Consider the following 25841-nt stretch of genomic DNA (forward strand, 5'->3'; position numbering starts at 1 on the left):
CCCCCGCCGGCGTCCGTCCGCCCGCCCGGGGGGGGGGGGGGGCCGCGGCCCCCCCCCCCCCCCCCCGGCCAGTTCTCTGTGCGCGTTCGGTTCTGGCGCGTCAGGCCTGGTCAGTCCTCGTCCAGGTCGTCGCCGCTCGCCCCGTCGTCAGTCTGGGACCGGAGCAGGCCCGGATCCTCGGGCGCCATGACGGCCAGGATGCGATTGAGGTCGTCCACCGAGGCGAACTCCACGGTCAGGCGACCCTTGCTCCTGCCGACATTGACCTTCACGCGGGTCTCGAACCGGTCGGAGAGGCGCGTGGCGAGGTCGTCGACCGCCTCGAGCCGACCCCCGGCACGCGGTGCCTTGCGGGGCTTTGTTCCCGCGCCGCCGGTCTCCGTGAGCATCACGATCTCTTCGGTGGCACGCACCGAGAGGCCTTCGGACACGATGCGCTGGGCGAGTCGCTCGATCTCCGCTGCATCGCTCAGGCCGAGCAGTGCACGCGCGTGGCCGGCAGAGAGAACCCCTGCCGCAACCCGTCGCTGCACGAGAGGCGGCAGCCGCAGGAGCCGGAGCGTGTTGGAGATCTGCGGTCGACTCCGGGCGATGCGGGACGCGAGCTGCTCGTGGGTGCAACCGAAGTCGTCGAGGAGCTGGCGATAGGCGGCTGCCTCCTCGAGCGGGTTGAGCGCCGCACGGTGGAGGTTCTCGAGGAGCGCGTCCCGGAGCATGTCCGAGTCGTCGGTCTCCCGGATGATCGCCGGGACGGTGTCGAGGTTCGCGGCCTGCGTGGCGCGCCAACGGCGCTCGCCCATGATGAGCTCGTATGCGCCCGGCGTCGTCTTGTCGGGCCGGACGACGATCGGCTGCAGCACGCCGATCTCCTTGATCGACTCGACCAGCTCGTCGAGCTCGCCCTCGTCGAAGATCGTTCGCGGCTGCCGCGTGTTCGGCCGGATCGCCCCGACGGGAATCTCGGCAAACCTGGCGCCGGGGACCGGCAGGAGGTCCTGGGTTTCACGTGAAACGTCGCCGCCGAAGAACGCTGAGTCCAGCGCGCTCGCCGAGTCGCTGGGCGTGCCGTCGTTCGAGACCGACAGGCGCCCGCTCTCGATCGCCGCGTCCCACTTCGGCCGAGAGGCCGGGCGGAAGGCCGACGGTGCCCGCCTTCCCGGCTCCACGACGTGCGACGCGTCCCCAGCCGACTCTGTCTCTGCCGCAGGTCCGGGCTCCCCGTCAGGCGTGGCGGAGACGATCTCGGTCGCGACCGGCGCCACTGCGCTCGCCTCTGGCGCCGCGCCCGCCGGGAGCCCGTCCGCACTGGGTGCGGTTACCGCCGCAGGTGCGGGGGCTTGATGGGGTGCCGCGACAGGCTCGGGCGTGACTGCCGGCTCATCAGGAGCGCCGGCCCCGGCGATCGCGGGAGGAGCCGGCCGCTCCTCGACTGCGAGAGCGGTCACCGCACCAAGACCGTCGCGCCGATCGTCATCCTCCGGGGAGGTAGGGATCAGTGCGCCCAGGCCGCGCCCGAGTCCTCGCCGCTTCTGGGTGCTCATCGTGCTTCCTCCATCGTCAACGCCCTCACCACTGGCCATCCTGCGCGACACCCGCCGGGCTCGGACGACGCGGGCTCGAGAAGCCCTGTCCTCGCTCCGCGAGCTCCCGAGCGGCCTCGAGATACGCCAGCGCGCCGGTCGACGACGGGTCGTAGGTCATGACCGTCTGGGCGTAGCTCGGAGCCTCAGAGATGCGCACCGACCGCGGGATCGTCGTGCGGAAGGTCTCGTTCGGGAAGTGCGTTCGGACCTCGCTCGCGACCTGCTGGGCGAGGTTGGTGCGGCCGTCGTACATCGTCAGGAGGATCGACGAGACGCGCAGGTCAGGGTTGAGGTGAGCGCGGATCATGTCGATCGTCTTCAGCAGCTGGCTCAGACCCTCCAGCGCGTAGTACTCGCACTGGATGGGGATGAAGACCTCGCGCCCCGTGACGAACGCGTTCACCGTGAGCAGGCCGAGGCTGGGCGGGCAGTCGATCAGAACGTAGTCGATCCGCTCCTCCCCGTTCGCGATGCGCTGTTCGAGGTACGTGTCGAGCGCGCGGCGAAGTCGCGTTTCACGTGAAACGAGCGACACGAGCTCGATCTCGGAACCGGAGAGGTCGATCGTCGCGGGGACGCCCCAGAGGTTTGGGACGTCGGGGCACTCCTGCACGGTGCTGGCGATCGGCGCGTCCTCGATGAGGACCTCGTAGACAGAGGGTGTGCCTGCGCGATGCTCCAGGCCGAGTGCTGTCGACGCGTTGCCCTGCGGGTCGTTGTCGATCACGAGGACGTTCAGACCGGCCTGAGCCAGGCCGGCGGCGAGGTTGACGGTGGTTGTCGTCTTGCCGACGCCACCCTTCTGATTCGCCACCGTGATGATGCGCGTCTTCGGGGGGCGCGGAAACTTGCGCCCGTGGAGCTCGAGGCGACGACGGGCGTCCATCGCAAGCTCGGCGGCAAGTGGTGTGGTCTCGTCGACGATCGGGACGCTGGCGATGAGTGCCGCACGGCGGTCTTCCTCGCTCACGTAGCGGTCCTCGCCGAGGCCCTGGGCGGACTGGGGCGTATTCGAGGGCCACTGCTCCGCCGACGCCGTTTCACGTGAAACGGCGGGGGTCGGAGCGGAGAGCCCTTGCACAGGGATCGGATCCGTCACGCGCACACTGTAGTCGCTGCGGTTGTCGTTCGGGCTGCTATCCGCGCTGGTGGGCGCCGACTCGCCGACGGCCTCGCCGGTGTCGGCACCCGCGTCCACCTCTGCGGGACGCACGGCCAGCGCCACAGAGGCCGACGACGCAGCGGCCGGTCCGGCGACGATCGCCTCCGAACGAATCCCGTCGAGCGACCCCGGCACGAGCGATGTCGCGCGGCCGGCCGGTTCTCGATCCGTGTCCACGACGGACCCGGCCGCCGACTCCTCGGCATCCTGCTCCTCGCCGTCCGAGTCCTCGCCCACCGAGTCCGCCGCCGAGTCCTCGCCCACCGAGTCCTGAGCCACCGATTCGGACGGGGAATCGGACGGGGAGCCGACCGCCGACGTGGCCGACGCGCCGGACGAAGGCTCGACGGCAACCTCGGGCTCAGGTGAGCGCTCGGTGTCCACCTCTGGATCGGACGGGTTGCCCGGATCCACCTCCGGCGTGACCGCCGGGTCTGTGTCCGGACTCAGGCCGGAATCGGGCTCCAGGTCCGGGACCGTCTCCGGGTCTGGCTCGACGCCCCGGACCACCTCCGGATTGGTGTCCGGGTCCGTCTCCGGCTCCGGCTCGGCGTCCGGTTCCGGGTTGGTGTCCGGTTCCGGGTTGGTGTCGGGCTCGGCGTCCGGCTCCGGCGCGACGTCCGGCTCTGCATCCGGCAATATCTTCGGCTCTGGGCCCCGATCTGCGTCAGGCAAGACCTCGGGGTTCCCCAGGTCTGCCTCCAGATCGGGCACGGACTCCGGTTCCGGGCTCTCCGACTCCACCCCGGCGGGAGACCCGCTCTCCGGGTCCACGTCCACCGTCGCCAGCGCTGCGGCCACCGGTGCCGGCGCCAGCTCGAGCGACCGAGCCGCCTCCGGCGCGGGCCCCGGTTCGATCAGAGGCCCAGCCGCCGCGTCCGCGACGGGCTCAGCAGCCGTTTCGGAACCGCTCGCCGGCTTCTGCCGCTTCGATTTCCTCCTGAAGAACCACACCCGTGTAACGCTACGGTCGTGGACACGGCCCCACCGGGTCGAAACGCCGCCCGTCGACGAATTGTCCGCCCGACCTCTCGCCGTTTCACGTGAAACGTGCCGGATCGGAATCAGCGGGTCACACCGGTGCGCGTTCGCCGGAACTGACAATCCTCGACCTGAGTCGATGCGCCCTCCGGGCACGGCGTCGCGCCTAGGTTCTTCGACGCAGGCGTGCCCTACCGCACGAGGAGCTGCCGACCCCCGACTTCTCAGACGTGCCGTCTCCTGGGTCGTCGCCGTTCTCGTCCTCACGATCGCCCCACGGGCAAAGGCCACGACGTTCGCCACCCCCGCGCAGGCCGTCGCTCAGCGCAGCGGCGCCGGCATCGGCTGGGCCTCGAGCCGTGGGTGCAGCCACCCGTACAACGCGACGGGCACCTCACTCGAGCAGATCCGGCAGACGACCAACCAAGGCTGCGGCCGCTGCACGGGCCGTGTGACGCGCATCGGCCCGTCGCCATCAGGCGACGGGCCGATGACGGGCCGATGCTGTTTCACGTGAAACGGCTCCGCCGGGCGAACGAGCTACTTCCCGCGACGAACACGCAGGATTGTCGTCGCCTCGACGCCCGGGACCGTCACGCCCTCGAGGATCTCGGGCTCGCCGGCGCGGAACGAGCGGAGCGCCTTGCGCGCCGGCTCGATCTCGAGCGCCACATTGCGCCCCTTGAGGATCACCATCTCCCCTCCCGGGCGGACGAGCGGCATGCTCATGCGAACGAGCTTCGACAACGCCGCGACCGCGCGGGAGGTCACGGCATCCGCCTCGAAGGCGCCGTGGAACTCCTCCGCGCGCCCGCGCTTCACCTGGATGTTCCCGAGTCCCAGGGTCGTCGCCACCTCGGACAGCCAAACGGTCCGCCGCTCCATGGGCTCCACGAGAAGGACCTCGACGTCGGGCCGCATGATGGCGATCACGATGCCTGGCAGGCCCGCCCCAGATCCGATGTCGGCCACCGAGCCCGACGACGGCAGGTAAGGGACGACCGCGGCGGAATTGAGGATGTGCCGTTCCCAGATGCGCGGCACCTCCCGCGGGCCGATCAGTCCGCGGAGCTCGCCCTGCTCGAGCAGCAACGCCGCGAACTGCGCCACCTTGTCGTAGCTGCCGCCGAAGTACTGGCGTACGGCGTCACTCGTGCCGAGCGTCTCGGCGTCGCTCGCGTCGAGCGTCTCGCCTCGGGGCTCTCCGACCTCGTCCATCGTCTCTCCATCTCTCCTGCCGCCAATCCTCCTGGCGGTCTCCCGACAGCACCATCAGACAGCCTGGCGAGCACCACACCCGACGCCGCAGCAGGCACGACAACCCACGCTCCACGGAGCACCGCCCGGCATCAGCCCGACGCAGCGGGACCGAACAAAGGGCCGGTGCGCATCGGTCGACGCGCACCGGCCCCTCGCACCTGCCGGGTTCAGTCGCCGGAGCCCACCTCGGCGTCGGCCGAACCAGCCAGCTGCACCACGACGTACCGCTGCGGCTCGACACCCCGCGAGTCGCTCGCGAGGCCGGCGGCGGCGACGGCGTCGTGCACGACCTTGCGCTCGAAGGCGTTGAGGGGCTCGAGCTCCACCTCGGCACCCGTGGAGCGCACCTCCTCGATCGCCGCCTCCGCGATCCGCGTGAGCTCCTCGCGGCGCGCCGCCCGGAAGCCGGCGATGTCGAGCATCAGCCTGCTCCGCTCGCCCGTCTTGGCCTGGACGGCGAGGCGCGTCAGCTCCTGCAGTGCGTCGAGGACCTCACCGTCGCGGCCGACGAGCCGCGCCAGCGGCTCGGTGTCGTCCGCCACCACCTCGACCGCCGCGCGGTCGTACTTGATGTCGAGGTCGATGTCGCCATCGAGGTCCGCGATGTCGAGCAGCTCCTCGAGGTAGTCGGCGGCGATCTCGCCCTCCTCTTCGAGGCGTGCCGTGAGGTCCTTGACGACCGGGGTCGCCTCGTCCTGCGCGGGTGTGCCGGTCTCCGCCGGGGTGGTGGGGCTCATCTGCGTGATCCTCCTACTTCTTCTTCTGCTTCGAAGTGTCGTCGTCCGCCTCGCCGGTCGCACGGTCGGCTTCGTCGCCGCCCGCGGGAGCGGACTGCGCCGTGGCGGGCCGCGGGTTCACCTGCGAGCTCGGCTTCTGCCGGCTCTTGCGCTTGGGCTGGACGCGCTGTCCTCCGCGCGGCGCCTCGACCTCGGGGGCGTCCACGACGACGACCTCACCCCGGGCTGCAGCCTTCTCGGCCGCCTTGCGCGCCTGGCGCTCCTTGAGCTGCTTCTCGGCGAGCGACCCCGGTGTCGGCATGCGCTTGATCGTGTAGTACTGCTGGCCCATCGACCACAGGTTGGTGACGGTCCAGTAGATCAGGACGCCCACGGGGAAGTTCACGCCCGAGATCGCAAAGACGACGGGGAGCAAGTACAGCATCATCTTCTGCGTCTGAGCCATCGGGCCCTCGAGCGCCGACGGCGGCATGTTCTTCATGGTCAGCTGACGCTGCGTGAGGAACGTCGTGGCCGACATCGCCACGATGAGGGCGATGACGACGGCGCGCGAGACCCACGAGTCCGTCGTCAGGAAGACGTCGGACAGCTGGGCGCCGAACAGCGTCGAGCTCTCGATGTCACCGGCGACGTTCTGGGTGATCGGGCCGATCGCGTCGCGGGAGTGCGTGCCGTTGGAGATCGGCTCCAGGCTGTTCAGTACCCGGAAGAGCGCGAAGAAGATCGGCGACTGCAGCAGGAGCGGCATGCAGGACGCGAACGGGTTGGTGCCGTGCTTCCGGTACAGCTCCATGGTCTCGCGGGTCATTGCCTCGCGGGACGCCGGGTCCGTCTTGCCCTTGTACTTCTTCTGGACGGCCTGCAGCTCGGGCTGGATCATCTGCATCCCGCGGGACGCCTTGATCTGCCTGAAGAACAGCGGGATCAGGGCGATACGGATCACGATCACGAGCGCGACGATCGACAGCACCCACGCGGTGCCCGGTCCGGATGCAAGGCCGAGCATCGTGAAGAGCGTGTGGGACCCGTACATGATCCAGGCCACCACCCACTCGATCGGGTAGAGGAACGCGAAGAAGTCCATCAGGAGTGCTCCAAAGTCGTGTACCGCGAAGTCCAGGGTTCCCGGGCCGCGTCCCGGGGCGAGCGCAGGGGCTCAGTGCGTGTGCGGCTTCCCGTCTGGCACGTCGGCCGGGGCATCGCTCGCCCGGCCACCGCGCGCCGGCGGTACGTCGTTCACGCCCCCCAGGCTCCACGGGTTGCACCGCAGGAGCCGCCACAGCGCGAGCCCGAGCCCGCGCAGGGCGCCGTGCCGTCGCAGCGCGATGACCGCGTACTGCGAGCACGAGGGGTAGTACTTGCACGTCGGCCCGCTCATCGGTGAGATGAACGTCTGGTAGACCCGGATCATCCCCACGAGGACCGTCACGGGCAGGTCGCCGAGCCCGGCTCGCGCAGTCCCCGGGGCGAGCGTCGTCAGGCGGAAGAGGCCGGTCATCGCACGCCACCGGTCACGCGTCGGGCATCGTTGCCCGACGTCGGACGGGTCGCCTCGGGGGCGGCCGTCGCCCGCGCGACGGCCCGGGTGAGGCACGAGGCCAGGTCGCCGGCGAGGTCCGCGTAGCTTGCCTTGGAAGCGGCCGGGAGGGCACGCACGACTGCCCGGGCCCGGGGCGGCAGGCCCGCCACGTGCGGGGCGGCCGCGGCCCGGAGCCGGCGCTTCACGATGTTGCGCTGCACGGCATTACCAATGGCCTTAGATACGACAAAACCGACCTGTGGAGGTTCAGAGTCCTCCTCGGTGACGAGGAGGTGAACCACCAAGGTCGATCGTCCTGCACGCGTGCCGCGGCGCACCGCCCGCTCGAAGTCGACGGAACGGCGCAGTCGGTGCGCCGCGGGAAGCACGGCTCAGGCAGAGAGCTCGACGCGACCCTTGCTACGGCGAGCGGCCAGGATGGCGCGGCCGGCACGGGTGCGCATGCGCAGCCGGAAGCCATGGGTCTTGGCACGCCGGCGGTTGTTCGGCTGGAAGGTCCGCTTGCTCACGAGGTACTCCAAGAACGTCGGGGAGGCACACCGTCAGTCCTCGACGATGCAGGGGTGGTAACAAGGCCGTGCAGCGTAGCGCGCTCGACCGGGCCGAGCCGGGCCTGGGGCCTCAGTACGGTGGGTTCTGGGCGCGCTGAAGTACCTGGAACGGCTACCAGACGTTACGCCGCGGGCGGCTCTCGGGTCAAACCGGGAGCCTGTCACGAGCACCACACGAGCACCGTGTTTCACGGCATCCACAACCTGTGGACAACTGTGTGGACGGTGACCCATCATGGCAGACTTCAGTGATCCCACGAGCACGACGACACGAAGGAACACCAGTGGCCAACCCGGACGAGAACATCGGTGACGTCTGGGCACAGACCCTGGCCACGCTCGAGTCCAGACCCGATATGAGTCCGCGGCAGCTCGCCTTCATCAGGCTCGCGAAGCCGATGGCGGTCCTGGACGACATGGTGTTCATCGCGGTGCCGCACGAGCAGACGCGAACCTACCTCGAGACCGCGGTGCGCGACGACCTGGTGTCCGCGATCTCCTCGGTGCTCGGCCGGGACATCCGCTTCGGTATCACCGTCGACCCGGAGCTGAGCCACGTCTCGCTCGCCGGGCCGTCGCAGATCTCAGGCCCCGCCGCGCTGTCCCTGACACATGAGCCGCCCGAGCCCGAGGCGGCCCAGATCCCGGTCGCGCCGCAGCCGGCGCCCAAGCCGTCGAACGAACCGACACGACTGAACCCGAAGTACATCTTCGAGACGTTCGTCATCGGCTCGTCCAACCGGTTCGCGCACGCGGCCGCAGTCGCCGTGGCCGAGGCGCCGGCGAAGGCCTACAACCCGCTGTTCATCTACGGCGACTCGGGGCTGGGCAAGACGCACCTGCTCCACGCGATCGGGCACTACGCCCACAACCTCTATCCGCACGTGCGGGTGCGCTATGTGAACTCCGAGGAGTTCACCAACGACTTCATCAACTCCATCGGCGAGGGCAAGGCCGGCGCCTTCCAGCGCCGCTACCGGGACGTCGACGTCCTGCTCATCGACGACATCCAGTTCCTGCAGGGCAAGGAACAGACGATGGAGGAGTTCTTCCACACCTTCAACGCGCTCCACAACGCCAACAAGCAGGTCGTGATCACGTCCGACGTTCCCCCCAAGCAGCTCAACGGCTTCGAGGACCGGCTCCGCTCACGATTCGAGTGGGGCCTCATCACCGACGTCCAGCCTCCCGACCTCGAGACCCGCATCGCGATCATGCGGAAGAAGGCGGCCTCCGAGCACCTCGACGTGCCGGACGAGGTCCTCAGCTACATCGGCTCCCGCATCTCGACGAACATCCGCGAGCTCGAGGGGGCCCTGATCCGGGTGACGGCATTCGCCAACCTCAACCGCCAGCAGGTCGATCTCGCACTGGCGGAGATCGTCCTCAAGGACCTCATCACCGATGACGACTCCGCCGAGATCACCGCCGCCGTCGTCATCGCGCAGACGGCGGCCTACTTCGGCCTCACCATCGAAGACCTGTGCGGGTCGTCCCGCTCGCGCGTGCTGGTGACCGCTCGGCAGATCGCGATGTATCTGTGCCGCGAGCTCACCGACCTGTCGCTGCCGAAGATCGGCCAGCAGTTCGGCGGCCGCGATCACACGACGGTGATGCACGCCAACAAGAAGATCGCCGGCCAGATGGCGGAGCGGCGCTCGACCTACAACCAGGTCACCGAGCTGACGAGCCGGATCAAGCAGCAGCACCGCGGCTGAGGCGCTCACCTGCGCAAACACCCGCGAGAGCGCCAACACGACCCTGCGTCCCCAGTCGGTCCACAACCCTGTGGACTCCGCCTGGGGACGTTGCGTATCTGCACCTCCACACCTTCGTCCACATCCTGAGGCGCGGAGTCCCGCGGCTCGACTCCGGCCGTCCCCATCCATGTGGACCGAAGCTGTGCAGAACTCGGTCGAACCGACCATCGAACCCGTGCACACCTGTGAACAACCTTGTGGACGGGTGTGGACTACTGGCCTATCTCTGTGGGCGCAGAGGCACTCATCGGTGGACGGCGTGTGTGTACAGATCCGCTGCCCACAGGCACCCCCAGTTAACCCACAGGTCACCCCACAGATGCTCCACAGCCAGATAGCACCGCTGACCTGCGGAAACAGTCGATTTCCCCAAGTTCCACAACACCTACTACGACTACGACAGAGTTAATGGAAGAGGAAGATCCCCCGCCTTCATCAGGCACCCGGCCGACTCGACCGGCCATCCCGACGCTCCTGCCCCGTGGCCTCGAACACCCGTTCGTTGGAACACTAGTACGAGGTCAGATCCCACCGCAAGAGTGGCAGCTCCCCGGGTGCCTGAGAGCCCGGACCTCGCGTAGGGTTTGCCAGGACAGTCGGCGTCATAGAGGGAGATGGAAGCGGCATGAAGTTCAGGGTCGAGCGCGATGTCCTCGCCGATGCCGTGACCTGGACCGCCCGCACGCTCCCGACGCGCCCGCCGGCGCCGGTTCTCGCGGGCGTCCGCATCGAGGCTGACGCGCAGGGGATCATCAACCTCGCGAGCTTCGACTACGAGACCTCCGCCCGCTCCGAGATCCCCGCCGAGGTCGCCGAGCCAGGCACCGTCCTCGTGTCGGGCCGCCTCCTGGCCGAGATCTCCCGTGCCCTCCCCAACAAGCCTGTGGACGTCGCGCTCGAGGGCACGAAGGTCATCGTCACCTGCGGTGCCAGCCGGTTCACGCTCCTCACGATGCCCGTGGAGGACTACCCGTCGCTGCCCGCGATGCCGGAGCTGAGCGGCACCGTCTCGGGCGAGGCGTTCACGCAGGCCGTGTCACAGGTCACCGTCGCGGCGAGCCGGGACGACACGCTGCCCCTGCTGACCGGCGTCCGCGTCGAGATCGAGGGCGAGAAGATCACGCTCCTGTCCACGGACCGCTACCGCCTGGCGCTCCGCGAGCTCACGTGGACCCCGGCCACGCCGGGCTACTCCGCGGTCGCCCTCATCCGTGCACGCACGCTGAATGACGTGGCGAAGTCGCTCGGTGGGAGTGGCAGCCTCGTCAACGTCGGGCTGTCCACAGGTGCCGGCCTGGACCTCGTGGGGTTCGAGGCGGGCGGGCGTCACACCACCTCGCAGCTCGTCGACGGCGACTACCCGGCCGTCCGTCGTCTCTTCCCGGACGCCACCCCGATCCACGCGGTCGTGGCGACCGGCCCGCTCATCGAGGCCGCGAAGCGCGTCAGCCTCGTCGCCGAGCGCAACACGCCGATCCGGCTCAGCTTCACCGACGGGCAGGTGGTCCTGGACGCCGGCCAGGGCGACGACGCCCAGGCGTCGGAGGCCCTGGAGGCCGTGCTGGTCGGCGAGGACATCGCTGTGGCGTTCAACCCGCAGTTCCTGCTCGACGGCCTGGGCGCCCTCGGAACAGACTTCGTGCGCCTGTCGTTCACGCACCCGAACAAGCCTGTGGAGTTCACGGGTCAGGAGTCCCTGGACGGCGAGGACGACTCGTCGTACCGCTACCTGCTGGTCCCGATCCGCTTCGCGGGCTGAGCTCGCGCGGGGCAGCCCGCAGTTTCTGCCCCGGGCACGACCCGAGGCGACCGTCCGTCGTCGGGCACGGCGCGATCCGCGCCCATCTGGAGGAAGCTGGAAATGGTCACCCACATCGGCCTGGTCGGGCTCGGGAAGATGGGCAACAACATGCGTGCCCGCCTGCGCAGGGGCGGTATCGAGGTCACGGGCTACGACCCGCGGCCCGAGGTGTCCGACGTCCCGACCCTCGCGGACCTGGTCGCGGCGCTGCCCGCGGAGCAGCGCGTGATCTGGGTCATGGTGCCGGCGGGAGCGCCGACCCGCGGCGTGGTCGACGCCCTCGGCGAGCTCCTGGGCCAGGACGACATCGTCATTGAGGGCGGTAACTCGCACTACGTCGAGGACCAGGAGCGGGCAGCCGCTCTCGCCGTCAAGGGTGTCGGGTACGTCGACGTGGGCGTCTCGGGCGGCGTGTGGGGCCTCGACAACGGCTACGGACTCATGGTCGGCGGCTCCCCCGCCGACATCGCGTCGCTCATGCCGGTCTTCGACGCCCTGCGCCCCGAGGGCCCGCGCGAGGAGGGATTCGTCCACGCAGGGCCGGTCGGCGCCGGCCACTTCGCGAAGATGGTCCACAACGGCATCGAGTACGGTCTCATGCAGGCGTACGCCGAGGGCTACGAGCTGCTGGCGGCGAAGAAGGACGTCATCACCGACGTCCACGGCACGATGAAGGCGTGGACCCGCGGCACCGTCGTCCGCTCCTGGCTGCTCGACCTCATGGTCAAGGCGCTCGAGCAGGACCCGGAGCTCGAGCTCCTCGACGACTGGGTGGACGACTCCGGCGAAGGTCGCTGGACGGTCGACGAGGCCATCGATCTCGCCGTGCCGCTCCCGGTGATCTCTGCCTCGCTCTTCGCGCGGTTCGCGTCGCGACAGGACAAGTCGCCGGCCCTCAAGGCCGTCGCGGCGCTCCGTCAGCAGTTCGGCGGGCACGCGGTCAAGGCCGTCGACTGACCGGACGTGCACGGCTGAGCCCACTGCTTCATTCACAGGCCCCTGTGGACGACGGCGGTCGCTCGCTCAGGCGGTCGGGTCGCCTGGCCCGGCGGTAAATTTGGGCCAGTTTGAGCCAGTTTTGAGGGATTCTCGGCCCTGCAAGGGCAGTCCTCATCCCCGGTGGTGTCCTGCCTGACAGCAGGGTTCTCCACACGGTTTTCCACAATGCGTGTCCACAGGTTTGTCCACAGGAATCCGTCGCCTCGGGATCGTCATGTACGTGTCGCACCTCTCTCTGCTCGACTTCCGGTCGTACCCGGCCGTCGACGTCGAGCTCGAGCCCGGGGTGAACGCCTTCCTCGGCCCGAACGGGCAGGGAAAGACGAACCTCGTCGAGGCGATCGGGTACGTGGCGACGCTCGGCTCGCACCGGGTAGCGACCGACACTCCGCTCATCCGGGCCGGCGCCGACCGGGCCGTGGTGCGTACCCGGATCGTCCGGGGCGACCGCGCAAGCACCGTCGAGGTCGAGATCACGCCCGGGAAGGCCAACCGCGCCAGGATCAACCGGGGGCAGCCCGTCCGCTCGCGGGACGTCCTCGGGATCCTGCGGACGGTGCTCTTCGCGCCCGAGGACCTCGCCCTCGTCAAGGGCGACCCGGACGGCCGCCGCCGCTTCCTCGACCAGCTCCTCGTGCTCATGGTTCCCCGTGTGGCGGGAGTCCTGTCGGACTACGACCGCGTGCTGCGGCAGCGGTCCGCGCTGCTCAAGTCTGCGCGAACGATCCGTCGGGGGGCGCGGACCGCGCCGTCCACAGGGAGCGCATCGCCCGAGGTGGCGACGCTGGAGGTGTGGGACGCCCGGCTCGCCGAGCTCGGCGCGGAGATCCTCTCGCTGCGCCTGCAGCTCGTCACGGCGCTCCGACCGGCAGTCGCGGCCGCGTACGAACAGGTGAGCGCGGCGGTCGGGGCCGCCGAGATCGGCTACCGCTGGTCGCTCGCAGGCGACGTGCCCCGGGAGGTTCCTGGTCTCGCGGAGCTGCGCGAGGCACTGCTGAAAGGGATCGCCGAGGCACGGTCGCAGGAGCTCGAGCGCGGCGTGAGCCTGGTCGGGCCGCACCGGGACGACCTCGTGCTCACGCTGGCCGGCCTGCCTGCGAAGGGCTACGCCAGCCACGGGGAGTCGTGGTCCTTCGCCCTGGCGCTACGGCTCGCCTCGTACCGGCTGCTCGGCGGAGGAGAGACGGGGCCCGCATTCTGGAACCCGGACCTCGGCGTCGACGCCGATCCGGTACTGATCCTCGACGACGTCTTCGCCGAGCTTGACGTCCGCCGCAGGGAGCGGCTCGCCGAGCTGGTCGCGCCCGCGCGGCAGGTCCTCGTCACGGCCGCGGTGCCCGACGACGTGCCGGCCGCCCTCCAGGGTGCTCGGTTCCACGTGGAACCAGGGAAGGTGACCCGTGCCTGAGGTGAACGAACCGCTCGAGCCGAGCTCCGGCGTCGGGCAGCCGCGCGATGCGGGTACCGGTGCGGGCGCCGATTCCGGGGGCGACGCACCCCTGACGCCTGCCTCCGAGGTGGCGCGTGCCGCGCTCAACCGGGCCAAGGCGGCCGCGCGGGCCAGGGGCCTGCGGCCCGGCTCGTCCGCACGACGCTCTCCCCTGGCCGAGCCACGCAAGGAGCGCACCGGGCCCGGGGCGCGCGATCCGCAGCTCGTGTCCGACGTGCTGGGCCGCCTCCTGCGCGAGAAGGGGTGGACCGAGGACGTCTCCGTCGGTGGCGTGATCGGACGGTGGCGCGACGTGGTGGGGCCGGACGTGGCCGAGCACTGCACTCCCGAGACGTTCGAGGACAAGGTGCTCCTGGTGCGCGCCGACTCGACGGCCTGGGCCACCCAGCTCCGGCTGCTCGTCCCGACGCTGCTGCGCCGCATGGCCGAGGAGATCGGCGAGGGGGTCGTGGAGGAGGTGACGGTCCTCGGTCCGGCGGGTCCAGGGTTCCGCCGGGGGCCACGGGCCGTTCGTGGGCCCGGGCCGCGGGACACCTGGGGCTGAACGGACGCGAGAAGGGCGGACACCCCGGTGGGGTGCCCGCCCTCCTTCGACCGACGGTGTCAGGGTGGTCGCGGTCAGTCGCGCGCGACGAGCCGCCGGCGGTACCAGAGCAGGCCGGTCCCCAGCGCGAGCAGGAGAGCCGTCGCGCCAACAGCTGTGCCCACGGTGGCGCCCGTCTCGGGCAGCACCTCGGTGCTGTCGGCGGCGGCCGACGGGCTCTGGCTGGTCGACGAGACCGGGTTGGCGACCGGCGTCGCGGCCGGGACCGTCGCGTCCGTGCCGCAGGGGTTGGTGATCGGCGCGTCCTCGAAGAAGGTGGCGTAGTACCGCCGAATCCCGTCGGCTCCCAGGTACCCGGCCGAGAAGTGGAGATCGACGTCGGCCACCCGCACCTGGGGGTTGTCGCGGCTCGAGTAGGTGCCGTCCGCATTCACGACGATATCCGGCCAGTGGTAGAGGCCGGACAGCGGATAGTCGTGGCCGGACCCGGAGGCAAGGACCTCCCACCCAGCGCGGTCACCCTCCCAGGAGATCAAGGCGATGTCATCGCGCGTGGCACCCTCCGGCCGTGCGATCTCATACTTCAGGTGAGGTGTGCCGTCCACGCAGACGGGCTCGTACGAGAGAACCGTCAGACCGCACCGGGGAGCGACAAGCTGTTCGATGCCGAGCTCAGCGGTGTGGCCGGTGAGGAACCCGCCCTGTCGCGGGTCTTCGTCGGGCGTGTGCCGGTACCTGCCGAACGACCCTCCCGACCCGAAGGTGTAGCCGGGCATCGTCCGGGCGACGAGGTACCTGCCGTCGAACGTGTAGTCGATCGCCTCGGTGTCCTCGGGGACGACGACGTCCTCGATCGTGGCGTCGCAGTCGGTGATCTGCCCGGGGTCGGCCGGCACCACGAGCTCGGGCGCTGCAGGCGAGGAGGGCGGGGCGACGTCGGCTGCGGCGGGCATCGCGGCAACGGTCAGTCCGCCCAGGGCGAGCGCGGTCGTCGCCACGCTCGCAAGAATCTTGTGCATGGAATTCCTAGCAGAGGACGCACGGGACCGTGCGCACAAGGGATGTTTGAGCCGTATTGAACCAGTCCGGCGAGGCCCCTCCTGACCACCTTCCGGTCTTTCACCCCCTGTGTGGTGCGTCCGGCCGGGGTGCGCGCGGCGGGAACGACGGAGGGCTCCCCGCCATGGCGGGGAGCCCTCCGTGAGACCGGGGCGGTCAGATCAGCCGTTGTTGTGGATCCGCTTCCGGGCCCAGACCAGGCCGAAGCCGCCGGCGACGAGCAGCAGCGCGAACAGGATCGCGCCGCCCACCTGGGCGCCCGTCGAGGCGAGGATCGGGGGCGTGCCGGCGACCGGCGCCGGCGAGGCGGAAGCCGAGGGCGTCGGCGTGACCGACGGTGACGGCGTGGGCTCGGCGGACGGCGTCGGGGTCGGCGTGGGCGTCGTCACCGGAGTGGGAGCCGCCTCGGTGGGCGTCGGGGTCGGGGTCGGCGTCGGCTCGGTCTCGCACTCCTGGGCCTCCAGGAGCTCCGCGAGTGCGGCGGCCGGGTAGGTCGCGGTCGTCGTCGACTGCTGCGTGTACGGGCCGAGGTCGCCCCAGGCGAAGCCGCGGCTCAGCGTCGCGAGGATGCCCGCGGCGTCCTTCGTGTAGGTGATCGACTCGGTGTCCTCAGGCTTGGCGATCTCGTCGACCGAGGTGATGTCGCAGTTGACGGTCGGTGCGGCCGGCGACACCGGCGTCGTCGTCGGCGTGCAGTCCTCGAGCGGGCCACCCCTGAGGGTCCGGTCGAACTGGTTGCCGTCGGTGGCGTCGATCGCGACGGACCAGGACTTCACGGACGCCGGGTCGATGCCGTGCCCGGCCCACTCGTACGTCTCGTGGAAGCTGCGGGCGAACGTCGTCGCCTCGAGCTCCTTGCCGTCGACGACGACCGTCACGGAGTTGCGGCCGTTCGAGTAGGCCGTGAGGTCGACCGTCAGACCGGTGCAGTCGGCCTTGGCAACGGGCGTGTGAGCAGAGGCCGGTGTCGCGGTGGCGACCAGCCCTCCGAGAGCGAGCGCCATGAGGGCACCGCCCGCCAGGATCTTCTTCATCATCGGATTCCTTCGCGGTAGCGAGAGTGCGCAACTTTCGAGATGCACAGTCGGGTGGCGCCTGGTATTAGACCAGAAATCGGCAGATGGGCGAAATGCCCATCTTTGAGTGGGGATACCCAGGTCTCCGTGAGCAGCGGACATGACTGAGGCGGGCACCCACGAAGGGTGCCCGCCCCGGTTGTCCGGCGTCAGCGGTGCGCGGTCAGCGGGCGATCACGCCGTCCTGCCGACCACCTCTCCTTCCGGGGCCGACAAGCGCCGAAGGCGGGCGCCCCGTGGGGGTACCCGCCTTCGGCGCTTGTCGGCCCCGAGGCCAACCGGCCAGGCGGGCGCCCGAACCCCCCGCGGGAGCTCAGGAGGGCCAGGCCGGCGGCGACGAGCAGTCCGGCCAGGACGGACGCGCCGGTGACGGTGGCCCCGGTCTCCGCGAGCATCGGGATCGTCGGGGTTGCAGCGGCGGCCGGGGTTGCGGCGGTCGGGGTCGCGGCGGCGGCCGTCGGCGCATCTCCGCAGGCCGGCGTCAACGCCGGCATGCTCAGTGCCGTGACCACGTCGTAGTAGCCGAAGTAGTTGCCGGCGGTCGAGCGCGGAGTCCACGGCAGCTTGCTGCTGACCTCGCCGTACCACCCGAACGAGTAGCCGGAGCTGGCTGTCGCAACAAGGTTGCTCCCGTCGAGGCGGTAGCTGATCGCCTCGGTGTCCTTCGGGAGCGGCACGTCCTCCGGTCCGGCATCGCAGGCGGTGATCGGGTACTGGACACCGGCGGGAAGCTCGGGAGACACGACGACGTCGAGCGGCGCGGGCGGCCCGCAGGGGTTGTCGAGCGGCGGCTCCTCCACGGTGACCTCGATCTGTGTGAACCCGTCGTCCTCGCGCGCGGTGTTCGCCGAGAAGTACAGGTCGATGTCGTCGACAGGGATCCCGTACTCACGCATCACCCAGCCGTCACCCTGCGGGGCCAGGTCGAACCAAGGAAGGCGGCCCGTGAACGCCCCCATGTAGACGCCGTGCGCCTCGCCGACGGGCTGGCCCTGGTAGGAGTACTTCCAGGTCGCGGTAGCAAGGCTGGTCTCCGCGTCGGGGTGGGGCTCGATGACGTAATCGAGGAAGGCCTCGCCGTTGTCGCAGACGGCGGTGAGGGAGATGGGGTTGAGGCCGGTCGGTACCGCCGCGTCCGCAGTCGTCGCGGCGTCGGAGACGGGGTCGAGGGACTCCGTCTCGTCGGCGATCGCCGCGGTCGGGGTGAGGATGAGGCCGGCGGTCAGCGCGGCAGCCGCGGCGCGCACCAGGTTCTTGGGCATGGGACCTCTTCGGAGAGACGGGCGACCAGGAGGTCGCCGAGGCGGTGAGGGGTGAGGGTCGCAAGGCGGAGATTTCCCGATATGCGCCCTCATACCGACCCCACGAACTGCTTCCTGGAAACGTTGTGGCGCTCTTCCGAGAACGTCGACGCACCGCCCTGTCACCCCTGTGGAAGAACCTTGTGGAGAACTGTCCACAGGAGCCGGTGAGATCCCTGGTTTCCGGCCCCCAGAAGGTAGACTGAGCAGGTCAACCGCGCCGGGTTCCGCCCGGAACGCTGAGCACCGACCAGCCGCCGACGAGCGTGGCTGCCGCCAGTCTTTTTTCACCCGGGTCCGGCCCAGCCGTCACCTGTGGGGCGTGCTCGTCGTGTGCCTGAAAGACGAGGAGTACCACAGCCCGTGACAGAGCGAATCGACGGCGGCTACGACGCCGGGAACATCACCGTCCTGGAAGGCCTCGAGGCCGTCCGCAAGCGCCCGGGGATGTACATCGGATCAACCGGCGAACGCGGACTCCACCATCTCGTGACCGAGATTGTGGATAACTCTGTGGACGAGGCTCTGGCGGGCCACGCAGACACGATCGACGTGACGCTGCTGGCGGACGGTGGCGTGCGCGTGCAGGACAACGGCCGCGGCATCCCGGTGGCCATGCACCCGACGGAGGGGCGTCCGACGCTCGAGGTCGTCATGACGATCCTGCACGCCGGTGGAAAGTTCGGCGGTGGCGGCTACGCCGTCTCGGGCGGCCTGCACGGCGTCGGCATGTCGGTCGTGAACGCCCTGAGCACGCGGTTCGTCTCCGACGTGAAGCGCGACGGCTACCGGTGGCGCCAGGAGTACGCGGACGGCGGCAACCCGGTCACGGAGGTCGAGCGCCTCGCGGCGCTGGGTCCGGACGAGCACACCGGCACCACCCAGACGTTCTGGGCGGACGGCTCGATCTTCGAGACCACGGAGTACGACTTCGAAACCCTGCGGTCGCGCTTCCAGCAGTACGCGTTCCTCAACAAGGGCCTGCGAATCACCCTGACGGACGAGCGCGAGGGCCACGCTGACCTCGAGGACGAGGTCACCGGCGCGGTGCCGCAGATCACGCCCGAGATGCTCGCCGCGGCGGCCGAGGGCGCCCAGCCGGGCGACGCCCCGGCAGTCAGCGGGCTGGATGTCGAGCGAGCGGCGTCGGGCCGAAGCGTGAGCTACCGGTACGACGGCGGCCTCACCGACTACGTGAAGCACCTCAACTCGGCGAAGAAGGTCGAGCTGGTGAACCCCGAGGTCATCGACTTCGAGTCGGAGGACACCGAACGGCGCATCAGCGTCGAGATCGCGATGCAGTGGACGAGCGCGTACAGCGAGTCCGTCCACACCTTCGCGAACACCATCTCCACCCCCGAGGGCGGCACGCACGAGGAGGGCTTCCGCGCGGCACTGACGACGCTGGTCAACAGCTACGCCCGCGAGAAGGGCATCATCAAGGAGAAAGAGGAGAACCTCACGGGTGACGACATCCGCGAGGGTCTCACCGCGGTCCTGAGCATCAAGCTCGGCGAGCCGCAGTTCGAGGGCCAGACCAAGACGAAGCTGGGCAACACCGAGGCCAAGACGTTCGTGCAGCGGGTCGTGCGCGAGCGGCTGACCGACTGGTTCGACGCGCACCCCGCCGAGGCGCGGGACATCATCCGCAAGGCGATCCAGGCCTCCCAGGCCCGCATCGCGGCGCGCAAGGCACGTGAGGCGACGCGTCGCAAGGGCATCCTCAACAGCGGCGGCATGCCGGGCAAGCTGCGCGACTGCCAGTCCAACCGGCCCGAGGAGTGCGAGGTCTACATCGTCGAGGGCGACTCCGCCGGCGGTTCGGCCGTCCGCGGCCGCAACCCGCACACGCAGGCGATCCTCCCGATCCGCGGCAAGATCCTCAACGTCGAGCGGGCACGCCTGGACAAGGCCCTCTCGAACCAGGAGGTCCAGTCGATCATCACGGCCTTCGGCACGGGAATCGGCGAGGACTTCGACATCTCGAAGCTGCGGTACCACAAGATCGTGCTGATGGCCGACGCCGACGTGGACGGCCAGCACATCGCGACGCTGCTGCTCACGCTGCTTTTCCGGTACATGCGCCCGCTCATCGAGCACGGCCACGTGTACCTGGCGCAGCCGCCGCTGTACCGCCTGAAGTGGTCGAACGCCCCGCACGACTACGTGTACTCCGACCGGGAGCGTGACGCCTTCCTGGCGGCCGGCGCGGCCGCGGGCAAGCGGATCCCGAAGGAGAACGGCATCCAGCGCTACAAGGGCCTCGGCGAGATGGACTACACCGAGCTGTGGGACACCACCATGGACCCCGAGCACCGGACGTTGCTGCAGGTCACGATGGATGACGCGGCCGCAGCGGACGAGATCTTCTCGGTGCTCATGGGCGAGGACGTGGAGTCCCGCCGCAGCTTCATCCAGCGCAACGCCAAGGACGTGCGGTTCCTGGACATCTAGCACGTTGCCCGACGGCGGTCGCCCACCTGTGGCGGTCGTCGCCGGCTCGCGCAGCCGGAGCCCAGGAGTCGAAGTGACACGCCCACCGGCGTGGGAAGGAAGAACAGACGGTGACGGACGAGACACCCGGCGTGGAGAACCCCGACAACGGCATCCCCGGCGGTGAGGCACCCCTGGCGGTGCATCACGGCCGCGTGGAGCAGGTGGACCTCCAGCTCGAGATGCAGAGGTCGTACCTCGACTACGCGATGAGCGTGATCGTGGGGCGCGCCCTGCCCGACGTGCGGGACGGCCTGAAGCCGGTGCACCGGCGCGTGCTCTACGCGATGTACGACGGCGGGTACCGGCCCGACCGCGCCTTCTCGAAGTGCTCACGAGTCGTCGGCGACGTGATGGGCAAGTTCCACCCGCACGGCGACACGGCGATCTACGACACGCTGGTCCGGCTGGTGCAGGACTGGTCGATGCGATACCCGCTGGTGGCGGGCCAGGGCAACTTCGGTTCGCCCGGCAACGACCCCGCGGCCGCGCCTCGGTACACGGAGTGCCGCATGGCCCCGCTCGCCATGGAGATGGTGCGGGACATCGACAAGGACACCGTCGACTTCCAGGACAACTACGACGGCCGCACGCAGGAGCCCGTCGTGCTCCCGGCGAGGTTCCCGAACCTCCTGGTCAACGGGTCCGCCGGCATCGCGGTCGGCATGGCGACGAACATCCCGCCGCACAACCTGCGCGAGGTCGCCGAGGGCGTCCGGTGGCACCTGGCCAACCCGCAGGCCTCCCGCGAGGAGCTGCTCGAGGCCCTGCTGCAGCGCATCAAGGGCCCGGACTTCCCGACAGGGGCGCAGATCCTGGGCCACAAGGGCATCGAGGAGGCGTACCGCACGGGTCGCGGCTCCATCACGATGCGAGCCGTGGTGAACGTCGAGGAGATCCAGAACCGGATCTGCCTCGTGGTCACCGAGCTGCCGTACCAGGTGAACCCTGACAACCTCGCCTCGAAGATCGCCGACCTCGTCAACGAAGGCCGGATCCAGGGCATCGCCGACATCCGCGACGAGACGTCTGGCCGCACCGGCCAGCGCCTCGTGATCGTGCTCAAGCGCGACGCCGTGGCGAAGGTCGTGCTCAACAACCTCTACAAGCACACGCAGCTCCAGGACTCCTTCGGCGCGAACATGCTCGCGATCGTCGACGGCGTCCCGCGCACGCTGAGCATCGACGCGTTCATCCGCCACTGGACGACGCACCAGATGGACGTGGTGCGCCGGCGCACGGCCTACCTCTTGAAGGAGGCCGAGGACCAGATCCACATCTATGTGGGCTACCTCAAGGCTCTCGACGCGCTCGACGCCGTCATCGCGCTGATCCGCCGCTCCCCCGATGTGGACGAGGCCCGGGCGGGCCTGATCGAGCTGCTGGAGGTCGACGAGCAGCAGGCCAACTCGATCCTGGCGCTGCAGCTCCGACGGCTCGCTGCCCTGGAGCGCCAGCGGATCCTGGACGAGCACGCCAAGCTCGAGACGGCGATCCTCGACTACCGGGACATCCTCGCGAAGCCCGAGCGCCAGCGGTCGATCGTGGGCGACGAGATGGACGAGATCGTCACGCGGTACGGCGACGAGCGACGGACCACGATCCTCCCGTACGACGGCGACGTGTCCATCGAGGACCTGATCGCCGAGGAGGAGATGGTCGTCACCATCACCCGTGGCGGGTACGCGAAGCGCACGCGCTCCGACAGCTACCGGCAGCAGCGGCGCGGCGGCAAGGGCATCCGGGGCACTCAGCTCCGTGAGGACGACATCGTCGACCACTTCTTCGTGACGACGACCCACCACTGGCTGTTGTTCTTCACGAACCTCGGCCGGGTGTACCGCGCCAAGGGCTACGAGCTTCCGGAGGGCGGCCGCGACGCCAAGGGACAGCACGTCGCGAACCTGCTCGCCTTCCAGCCGGACGAGCACATCGCACAGGTTCTCGACATCCCCGACTACGACGCGGCCGACCACCTCGTGCTCGCGACGCGCCGCGGCCTGGTCAAGAAGACGCGCCTGGCCGAGTACAACTCCCCCCGTTCGGGCGGCCTCATCGCGATCAACCTGCGCGAGGACGAGGAGGGCAACCCCGACGAGCTCGTCTCCGCACGCCTCGTGAACGCCGACGACGACCTCATCCTCGTCTCGCGCAAGGGTCAGTCGATCCGCTTCACCGCCGACGACGAGACGCTGCGCCCGCTCGGTCGTGCAACCTCCGGCGTCACCGGCATGAAGTTCCGCGGGGACGACGAGCTCCTGTCCGCGGACGTCGTGGCCGAGGGGTCGGACCTGTTCGTCGTGACCGAGGGTGGGTTCGCGAAGCGCACCCGGGTCTCCGAGTACCGCGTCCAGGGTCGTGGTGGCCTCGGCATCAAGGTGGCCAACCTCGTCGAGGCGCGCGGTGACCTCGTGGGGGCGCTCGTCACCGAGCCGGACGACGAGGTGCTGGTGATCATGGAGCGTGGCAAGATCGTGCGCTCGGCCGTCGCGGAGGTGAACCTCACTGGACGGAACACCCAGGGCGTGACTTTCGCAAAGCCGGACAAGGGGGACCGTATTATCGCGGTGGCCCGGAACGCCGAGCGCAACCTCGGTGACGAGGAGGGCGAAGTGCCTGAGGACGGCGAGTCCGTCGACCGCGATACGGTGGGCGGCGAGGCGAGTCTCGGCGAGGCTCCGAGCACCCCTGAGCAGGACAGCACCGGACGCGAGGACAGCTGATGACGACGAGCGAGAACAGCGGGCCGAAGACGGGCACGGCCACGTCGCCGGAGCTCGACGAGGACCTGGACATCACAAAGGTGCGGATCGGCACCGTGCCGGGGAACGCATCGCCCGGCAGCGCCGCGTCCAGCGCCGGCAGTACCGGCGCGGGTGAAATCCCCGAGCCGGCTGCGGTTCAGGAGAAGACCACGGCCGAGCGCGTGGACGACCTCGCGAGGCCCAAGACCGCGACGGGGCCTGGATCGACGGAGTCGCCCGACGGGGCCGCGCGCACCGAACCCGAACCCGGGCCCAAGGCTCCGCAGACCCCCGCGCCGGGATCCGGGCCCACGGAGTCGAAGGCCGCGGAGTCGAAGCCTGCGGCCGAGGCGTCCTCGGCGCTGAAGCCTGCCGCGCCGACGCCCGCCCCGCCGACGCCTGCCGTGCCGACGCCTGCAGCTCACGAGTCCGCGCCGACGCCGGGCACCTCGCCGTCAGGGCTCTCGTCGCCCGTGCCGCCGTCCGCGCCGCCGACCGGCTCGTCGTCCTCGAGCTCCACGTCGGGTGTCCCCGTGCAGGGCGGCATCTGGCGTTCCGCCTACGCCGCGGGCGACAGCTCGCCGGCAGCGACGGCCCCGTCGACGTCCGCCCCCGGTCCCGCAGCCGTCAACGGGTCCGCCTCCGGGCGGACAGCGGTGCCGCCGGTCCCGCCGCCTCCGGCGGCGAACCCGTTCTCCACGGTGCCGACGAGCGCGGCGTCCGGGAAGGGGTTGCCAGGGCGCTCTGCGGCCGACGCAGTGCCCGGTACCGCGCCCGCCACGGTCGGGGCCTCCCCGGTGCGCGAGCCGTGGAACCGTCCGGTCCAGCAGAGCACGTCCAACGACGTCCCTGCGGTAGAGGGCGAGGGCGACGAGGCGTCGTCCCCGCTGGCCGATGCCGCGGCCGGCGTCAAGGCCGGAGCAGTCAAGGCTGCGGCCGCGGCCCTCGCGGCTGCTCGCAGCGCCGCCAAGAAGGTGTCTTCCGTGCTGCCCGAGTCAAGCACCGACGACGAGACCCCTGCCCCTCCCCCGCCGGGCTCGCGTCCGGAGATGCACTACGCAGCCGGCGGGGTGCGCGGCACCGCGGTCCCGGTCGGCGTCCCCGTCGGAGTGCCGGGTGTCGGAACGCCGGGCGGGATCCCGGGCGCCATGCCCGGTGCGGGCGGCGTGCCCAGGCCCGGCGCGGTTCCGCCCGGCGCCCCGCAGCCGCAGAGCGGGCAGCTCCCGCGCGTTCCCGCCGGTCCGCGTCGCGTGCGGCTGGCCGTGTCTCGGGTGGACCCGTGGTCGGTCATGAAGCTCGCGTTCCTGTTGTCGGTCGCGGTGGCCATCATGGTCGTGGTGGCCACGGGCGTGTTCTGGTCGGTGCTCAACAGCTTGGGCGTGTTCGTGAGGGTCGAGGAGTTCGTCGCGAACGCCATCGGGCCGCAGTACGACGTGACCAACCTGACCCAGTACTTCGAGATGAATCGGTGGCTCTCCCTCGCGACGCTCGTGGCGATCTGCAACATCATCCTCACCACGGCGCTCGCGACCCTCATGGCGTTCCTGTACAACATCACGGCGGCGCTCGTCGGCGGCGTGCACATGACGCTGACGGACGACTGACGTACCCTCGACGTGCGCCCGGGATCACTCGGGCGCACGTCACACCGCAGACCCTGCTTTTCGGTTTGGGACAGACCCCCTGCCTGCGGTAAGGTCTCGTGCGGCGCAAGGGCACGACGCTCGCGCTATGGGGCTATAGCTCAGACGGTTAGAGCGCTTCCCTGATAAGGAAGAGGTCGGAGGTTCAAGTCCTCCTAGCCCCACTCCCCGGACCTCGATCGGTCCCACCAGGAGGAATCGTGAAGAAGCTGCTCATCCTGCTGCTCGCGGCTGGTGCTGGCTACGTCCTGTGGCGCAAGCTCAACGAGGACGCAGAGGGCCGGGACCTCTGGTCCGAGGTCACGGACAGCTTGGACTGACTCCGGGCCGTTCCCCGGGGCCATGGCGCAATTGGTAGCGCACCTGCTTTGCAAGCAGGGGGTTAGGGGTTCGAGTCCCCTTGGCTCCACCACCGCCCACCAGGGCCGATACATTCGGCTCTCGGTGGGCGTCGTCATTCCCGGCGCCGGAGAGTTCACGAACGGTGGCCGCTCCTTCACCATGCGCTCTCCCCCGGGAATCGCCGCTCCCGCGAGGCATCGCCGCTCTCTGGCCGGCCCCCGACAGCTCGCCAGGGCGCGAGACACAGTGCTCGCCGTCGTATCTTGGGGTTCTGCGATGGGAGAGGGGCACTGTGGGCGAGGAGATCATGACGGCCGAGGAGGCCGCCGGCAACGACCTGGTGCTTGCCTTCGGGCGGCTGCTCGGAGCGGCGAACCGGCTGGAGTACCTGCTCGGGCGCGCGATCGAGGAGCAGTGCGGGATCTCGCACCTGATGTACGAGGTGTTGCTGATCTTGGCCCGCGAAGGCAACCGGGGCATGTCGATGCGCGCGATCAGCCGCGAGCAGGTGCTCACCACCGGCGGCGTGACGCGGCTGATCGACCGTATGGAAGCGCTCGGACTCGTCGAGCGCACTCTCGATCCGGGCGACCGGCGCGGACGTCTGGTGCGGTTGACGGGAGCGGGCGCGGCCAAAGCCGTCGAGGCGACCCGGGTGCACCTGGAGAACGTCCGGCGGCACTTCGTCGAACCCATTCCGGTCGAGCACCGCAAGCGGTTCGCTGAGGACCTGCGGACGCTGAGCCACTCGGCCCGCGAGGCGATTCCGCGCCTGCGCTGAATCCAGTGATCCGGGCCACACCCCCTGACTCGCG

The 25841-nt window shown here is 69.9% G+C and carries 21 protein-coding genes and 2 tRNA genes; 12 read left to right on the forward strand and 11 right to left on the reverse strand.

Annotated features, from left to right (window positions below; all coding sequences use genetic code 11):
- Nucleotides 1-110: 110 nt before the first annotated feature.
- The 8 genes from L1785_RS05540 to rpmH all read right to left on the reverse strand — a co-directional run bounded on the left by L1785_RS05540 (nucleotide 111) and on the right by rpmH (nucleotide 7772).
- Complete coding sequence (locus L1785_RS05540; protein WP_443627193.1) at nucleotides 111-1262, reverse strand: ParB/RepB/Spo0J family partition protein; 1152 nt, start codon at nucleotides 1260-1262, stop codon at nucleotides 111-113.
- Between the two features lie 304 nt (nucleotides 1263-1566).
- Nucleotides 1567-2469: a ParA family protein gene (locus L1785_RS05545; RefSeq protein WP_236088271.1), complete on the reverse strand. Its 903-nt coding sequence runs from the start codon at nucleotides 2467-2469 to the stop codon at nucleotides 1567-1569.
- 1797 nt (nucleotides 2470-4266) lie between these two features.
- Nucleotides 4267-4944, reverse strand: coding sequence for a 16S rRNA (guanine(527)-N(7))-methyltransferase RsmG (gene rsmG, locus L1785_RS05550; protein ID WP_236088213.1), 678 nt, complete (start codon nucleotides 4942-4944; stop codon nucleotides 4267-4269).
- Between the two features lie 209 nt (nucleotides 4945-5153).
- Nucleotides 5154-5723 carry a Jag family protein gene (locus tag L1785_RS05555; RefSeq protein WP_236088214.1) on the reverse strand — a complete coding sequence of 190 codons (570 nt, stop codon included), beginning with the start codon at nucleotides 5721-5723 and terminating at the stop codon, nucleotides 5154-5156.
- Between the two features lie 13 nt (nucleotides 5724-5736).
- Nucleotides 5737-6807, reverse strand: a complete 1071-nt coding sequence (gene yidC, locus L1785_RS05560) for a membrane protein insertase YidC (RefSeq protein ID WP_236088215.1) — start codon at nucleotides 6805-6807, stop codon at nucleotides 5737-5739.
- Nucleotides 6808-6879: 72 nt separating this feature from the next.
- A complete protein-coding gene (yidD, locus tag L1785_RS05565; protein WP_236088216.1) occupies nucleotides 6880-7221 on the reverse strand; it encodes a membrane protein insertion efficiency factor YidD in 342 nt (113 codons plus the stop codon).
- Nucleotides 7218-7631, reverse strand: coding sequence for a ribonuclease P protein component (gene rnpA, locus L1785_RS05570; RefSeq protein WP_236088217.1), 414 nt, complete (start codon nucleotides 7629-7631; stop codon nucleotides 7218-7220). Before rnpA ends, yidD begins: the two co-directional genes overlap by 4 nt.
- Nucleotides 7632-7634: 3 nt before the next feature.
- On the reverse strand, nucleotides 7635-7772 hold the full coding sequence (gene rpmH / locus L1785_RS05575; protein ID WP_236088218.1) for a 50S ribosomal protein L34: 138 nt from the start codon (nucleotides 7770-7772) through the stop codon (nucleotides 7635-7637).
- 326 nt (nucleotides 7773-8098) lie between these two features.
- On the opposite strand from rpmH, the gene dnaA reads away from it, so the two are divergent.
- The 5 genes from dnaA (at nucleotide 8099) to L1785_RS05600 (ending at nucleotide 14368) form a co-directional block, all read left to right on the forward strand.
- Complete coding sequence (gene dnaA / locus L1785_RS05580) at nucleotides 8099-9532, forward strand: chromosomal replication initiator protein DnaA (RefSeq protein ID WP_308113264.1); 1434 nt, start codon at nucleotides 8099-8101, stop codon at nucleotides 9530-9532.
- A 667-nt stretch (nucleotides 9533-10199) separates the two neighbouring features.
- Entirely contained in the window at nucleotides 10200-11333 is a 1134-nt protein-coding gene (gene dnaN, locus L1785_RS05585) for a DNA polymerase III subunit beta (RefSeq protein ID WP_236088219.1), read from the forward strand.
- A gap of 102 nt (nucleotides 11334-11435) precedes the next feature.
- Nucleotides 11436-12332: a phosphogluconate dehydrogenase (NAD(+)-dependent, decarboxylating) gene (gene gnd, locus L1785_RS05590; protein ID WP_236088220.1), complete on the forward strand. Its 897-nt coding sequence runs from the start codon at nucleotides 11436-11438 to the stop codon at nucleotides 12330-12332.
- A 256-nt stretch (nucleotides 12333-12588) separates the two neighbouring features.
- Nucleotides 12589-13782, forward strand: a complete 1194-nt coding sequence (gene recF, locus L1785_RS05595; protein WP_236088273.1) for a DNA replication/repair protein RecF — start codon at nucleotides 12589-12591, stop codon at nucleotides 13780-13782.
- Nucleotides 13783-13873: 91 nt separating this feature from the next.
- Nucleotides 13874-14368: a DciA family protein gene (locus tag L1785_RS05600; RefSeq protein ID WP_236088274.1), complete on the forward strand. Its 495-nt coding sequence runs from the start codon at nucleotides 13874-13876 to the stop codon at nucleotides 14366-14368.
- Between the two features lie 74 nt (nucleotides 14369-14442).
- Here L1785_RS05600 and L1785_RS05605 read toward each other — a convergent pair whose 3' ends face one another.
- The 3 genes from L1785_RS05605 to L1785_RS05615 form a co-directional block, all read right to left on the reverse strand.
- Nucleotides 14443-15387 carry an LPXTG cell wall anchor domain-containing protein gene (locus L1785_RS05605; RefSeq protein WP_236088221.1) on the reverse strand — a complete coding sequence of 315 codons (945 nt, stop codon included), beginning with the start codon at nucleotides 15385-15387 and terminating at the stop codon, nucleotides 14443-14445.
- 201 nt (nucleotides 15388-15588) lie between these two features.
- A complete protein-coding gene (locus L1785_RS05610; RefSeq protein ID WP_236088222.1) occupies nucleotides 15589-16461 on the reverse strand; it encodes a hypothetical protein in 873 nt (290 codons plus the stop codon).
- Nucleotides 16462-16652: 191 nt separating this feature from the next.
- Nucleotides 16653-17765 carry a hypothetical protein gene (locus L1785_RS05615; protein ID WP_236088223.1) on the reverse strand — a complete coding sequence of 371 codons (1113 nt, stop codon included), beginning with the start codon at nucleotides 17763-17765 and terminating at the stop codon, nucleotides 16653-16655.
- Nucleotides 17766-18137: 372 nt separating this feature from the next.
- Here L1785_RS05615 and gyrB point away from each other — a divergent pair, with 372 nt between their 5' ends.
- From gyrB to L1785_RS05650, 7 genes are all read left to right on the forward strand, one after another.
- Complete coding sequence (gene gyrB, locus L1785_RS05620; protein WP_372461791.1) at nucleotides 18138-20258, forward strand: DNA topoisomerase (ATP-hydrolyzing) subunit B; 2121 nt, start codon at nucleotides 18138-18140, stop codon at nucleotides 20256-20258.
- Between the two features lie 110 nt (nucleotides 20259-20368).
- Nucleotides 20369-23020 carry a DNA gyrase subunit A gene (gene gyrA / locus L1785_RS05625; protein WP_372461792.1) on the forward strand — a complete coding sequence of 884 codons (2652 nt, stop codon included), beginning with the start codon at nucleotides 20369-20371 and terminating at the stop codon, nucleotides 23018-23020.
- Nucleotides 23020-24645 (forward strand): DUF3566 domain-containing protein, encoded by a 1626-nt coding sequence (locus tag L1785_RS05630; RefSeq protein ID WP_236088225.1) that lies wholly within the window; start codon nucleotides 23020-23022, stop codon nucleotides 24643-24645. Before gyrA ends, L1785_RS05630 begins: the two co-directional genes overlap by 1 nt.
- A 129-nt stretch (nucleotides 24646-24774) precedes the next feature.
- Nucleotides 24775-24848: transfer RNA gene (locus L1785_RS05635), tRNA-Ile, on the forward strand.
- A 36-nt stretch (nucleotides 24849-24884) separates the two neighbouring features.
- Complete coding sequence (locus tag L1785_RS05640) at nucleotides 24885-25004, forward strand: DLW-39 family protein (protein ID WP_236088226.1); 120 nt, start codon at nucleotides 24885-24887, stop codon at nucleotides 25002-25004.
- 16 nt (nucleotides 25005-25020) lie between these two features.
- Nucleotides 25021-25096 (forward strand) — tRNA-Ala (locus L1785_RS05645).
- Between the two features lie 222 nt (nucleotides 25097-25318).
- Nucleotides 25319-25807 carry a MarR family winged helix-turn-helix transcriptional regulator gene (locus tag L1785_RS05650; RefSeq protein WP_236088227.1) on the forward strand — a complete coding sequence of 163 codons (489 nt, stop codon included), beginning with the start codon at nucleotides 25319-25321 and terminating at the stop codon, nucleotides 25805-25807.
- Nucleotides 25808-25841: the final 34 nt, after the last annotated feature.

The organism is Antribacter soli (assembly GCF_021568775.1).
Lineage (GTDB): Bacteria > Actinomycetota > Actinomycetes > Actinomycetales > Cellulomonadaceae > Antribacter > Antribacter soli.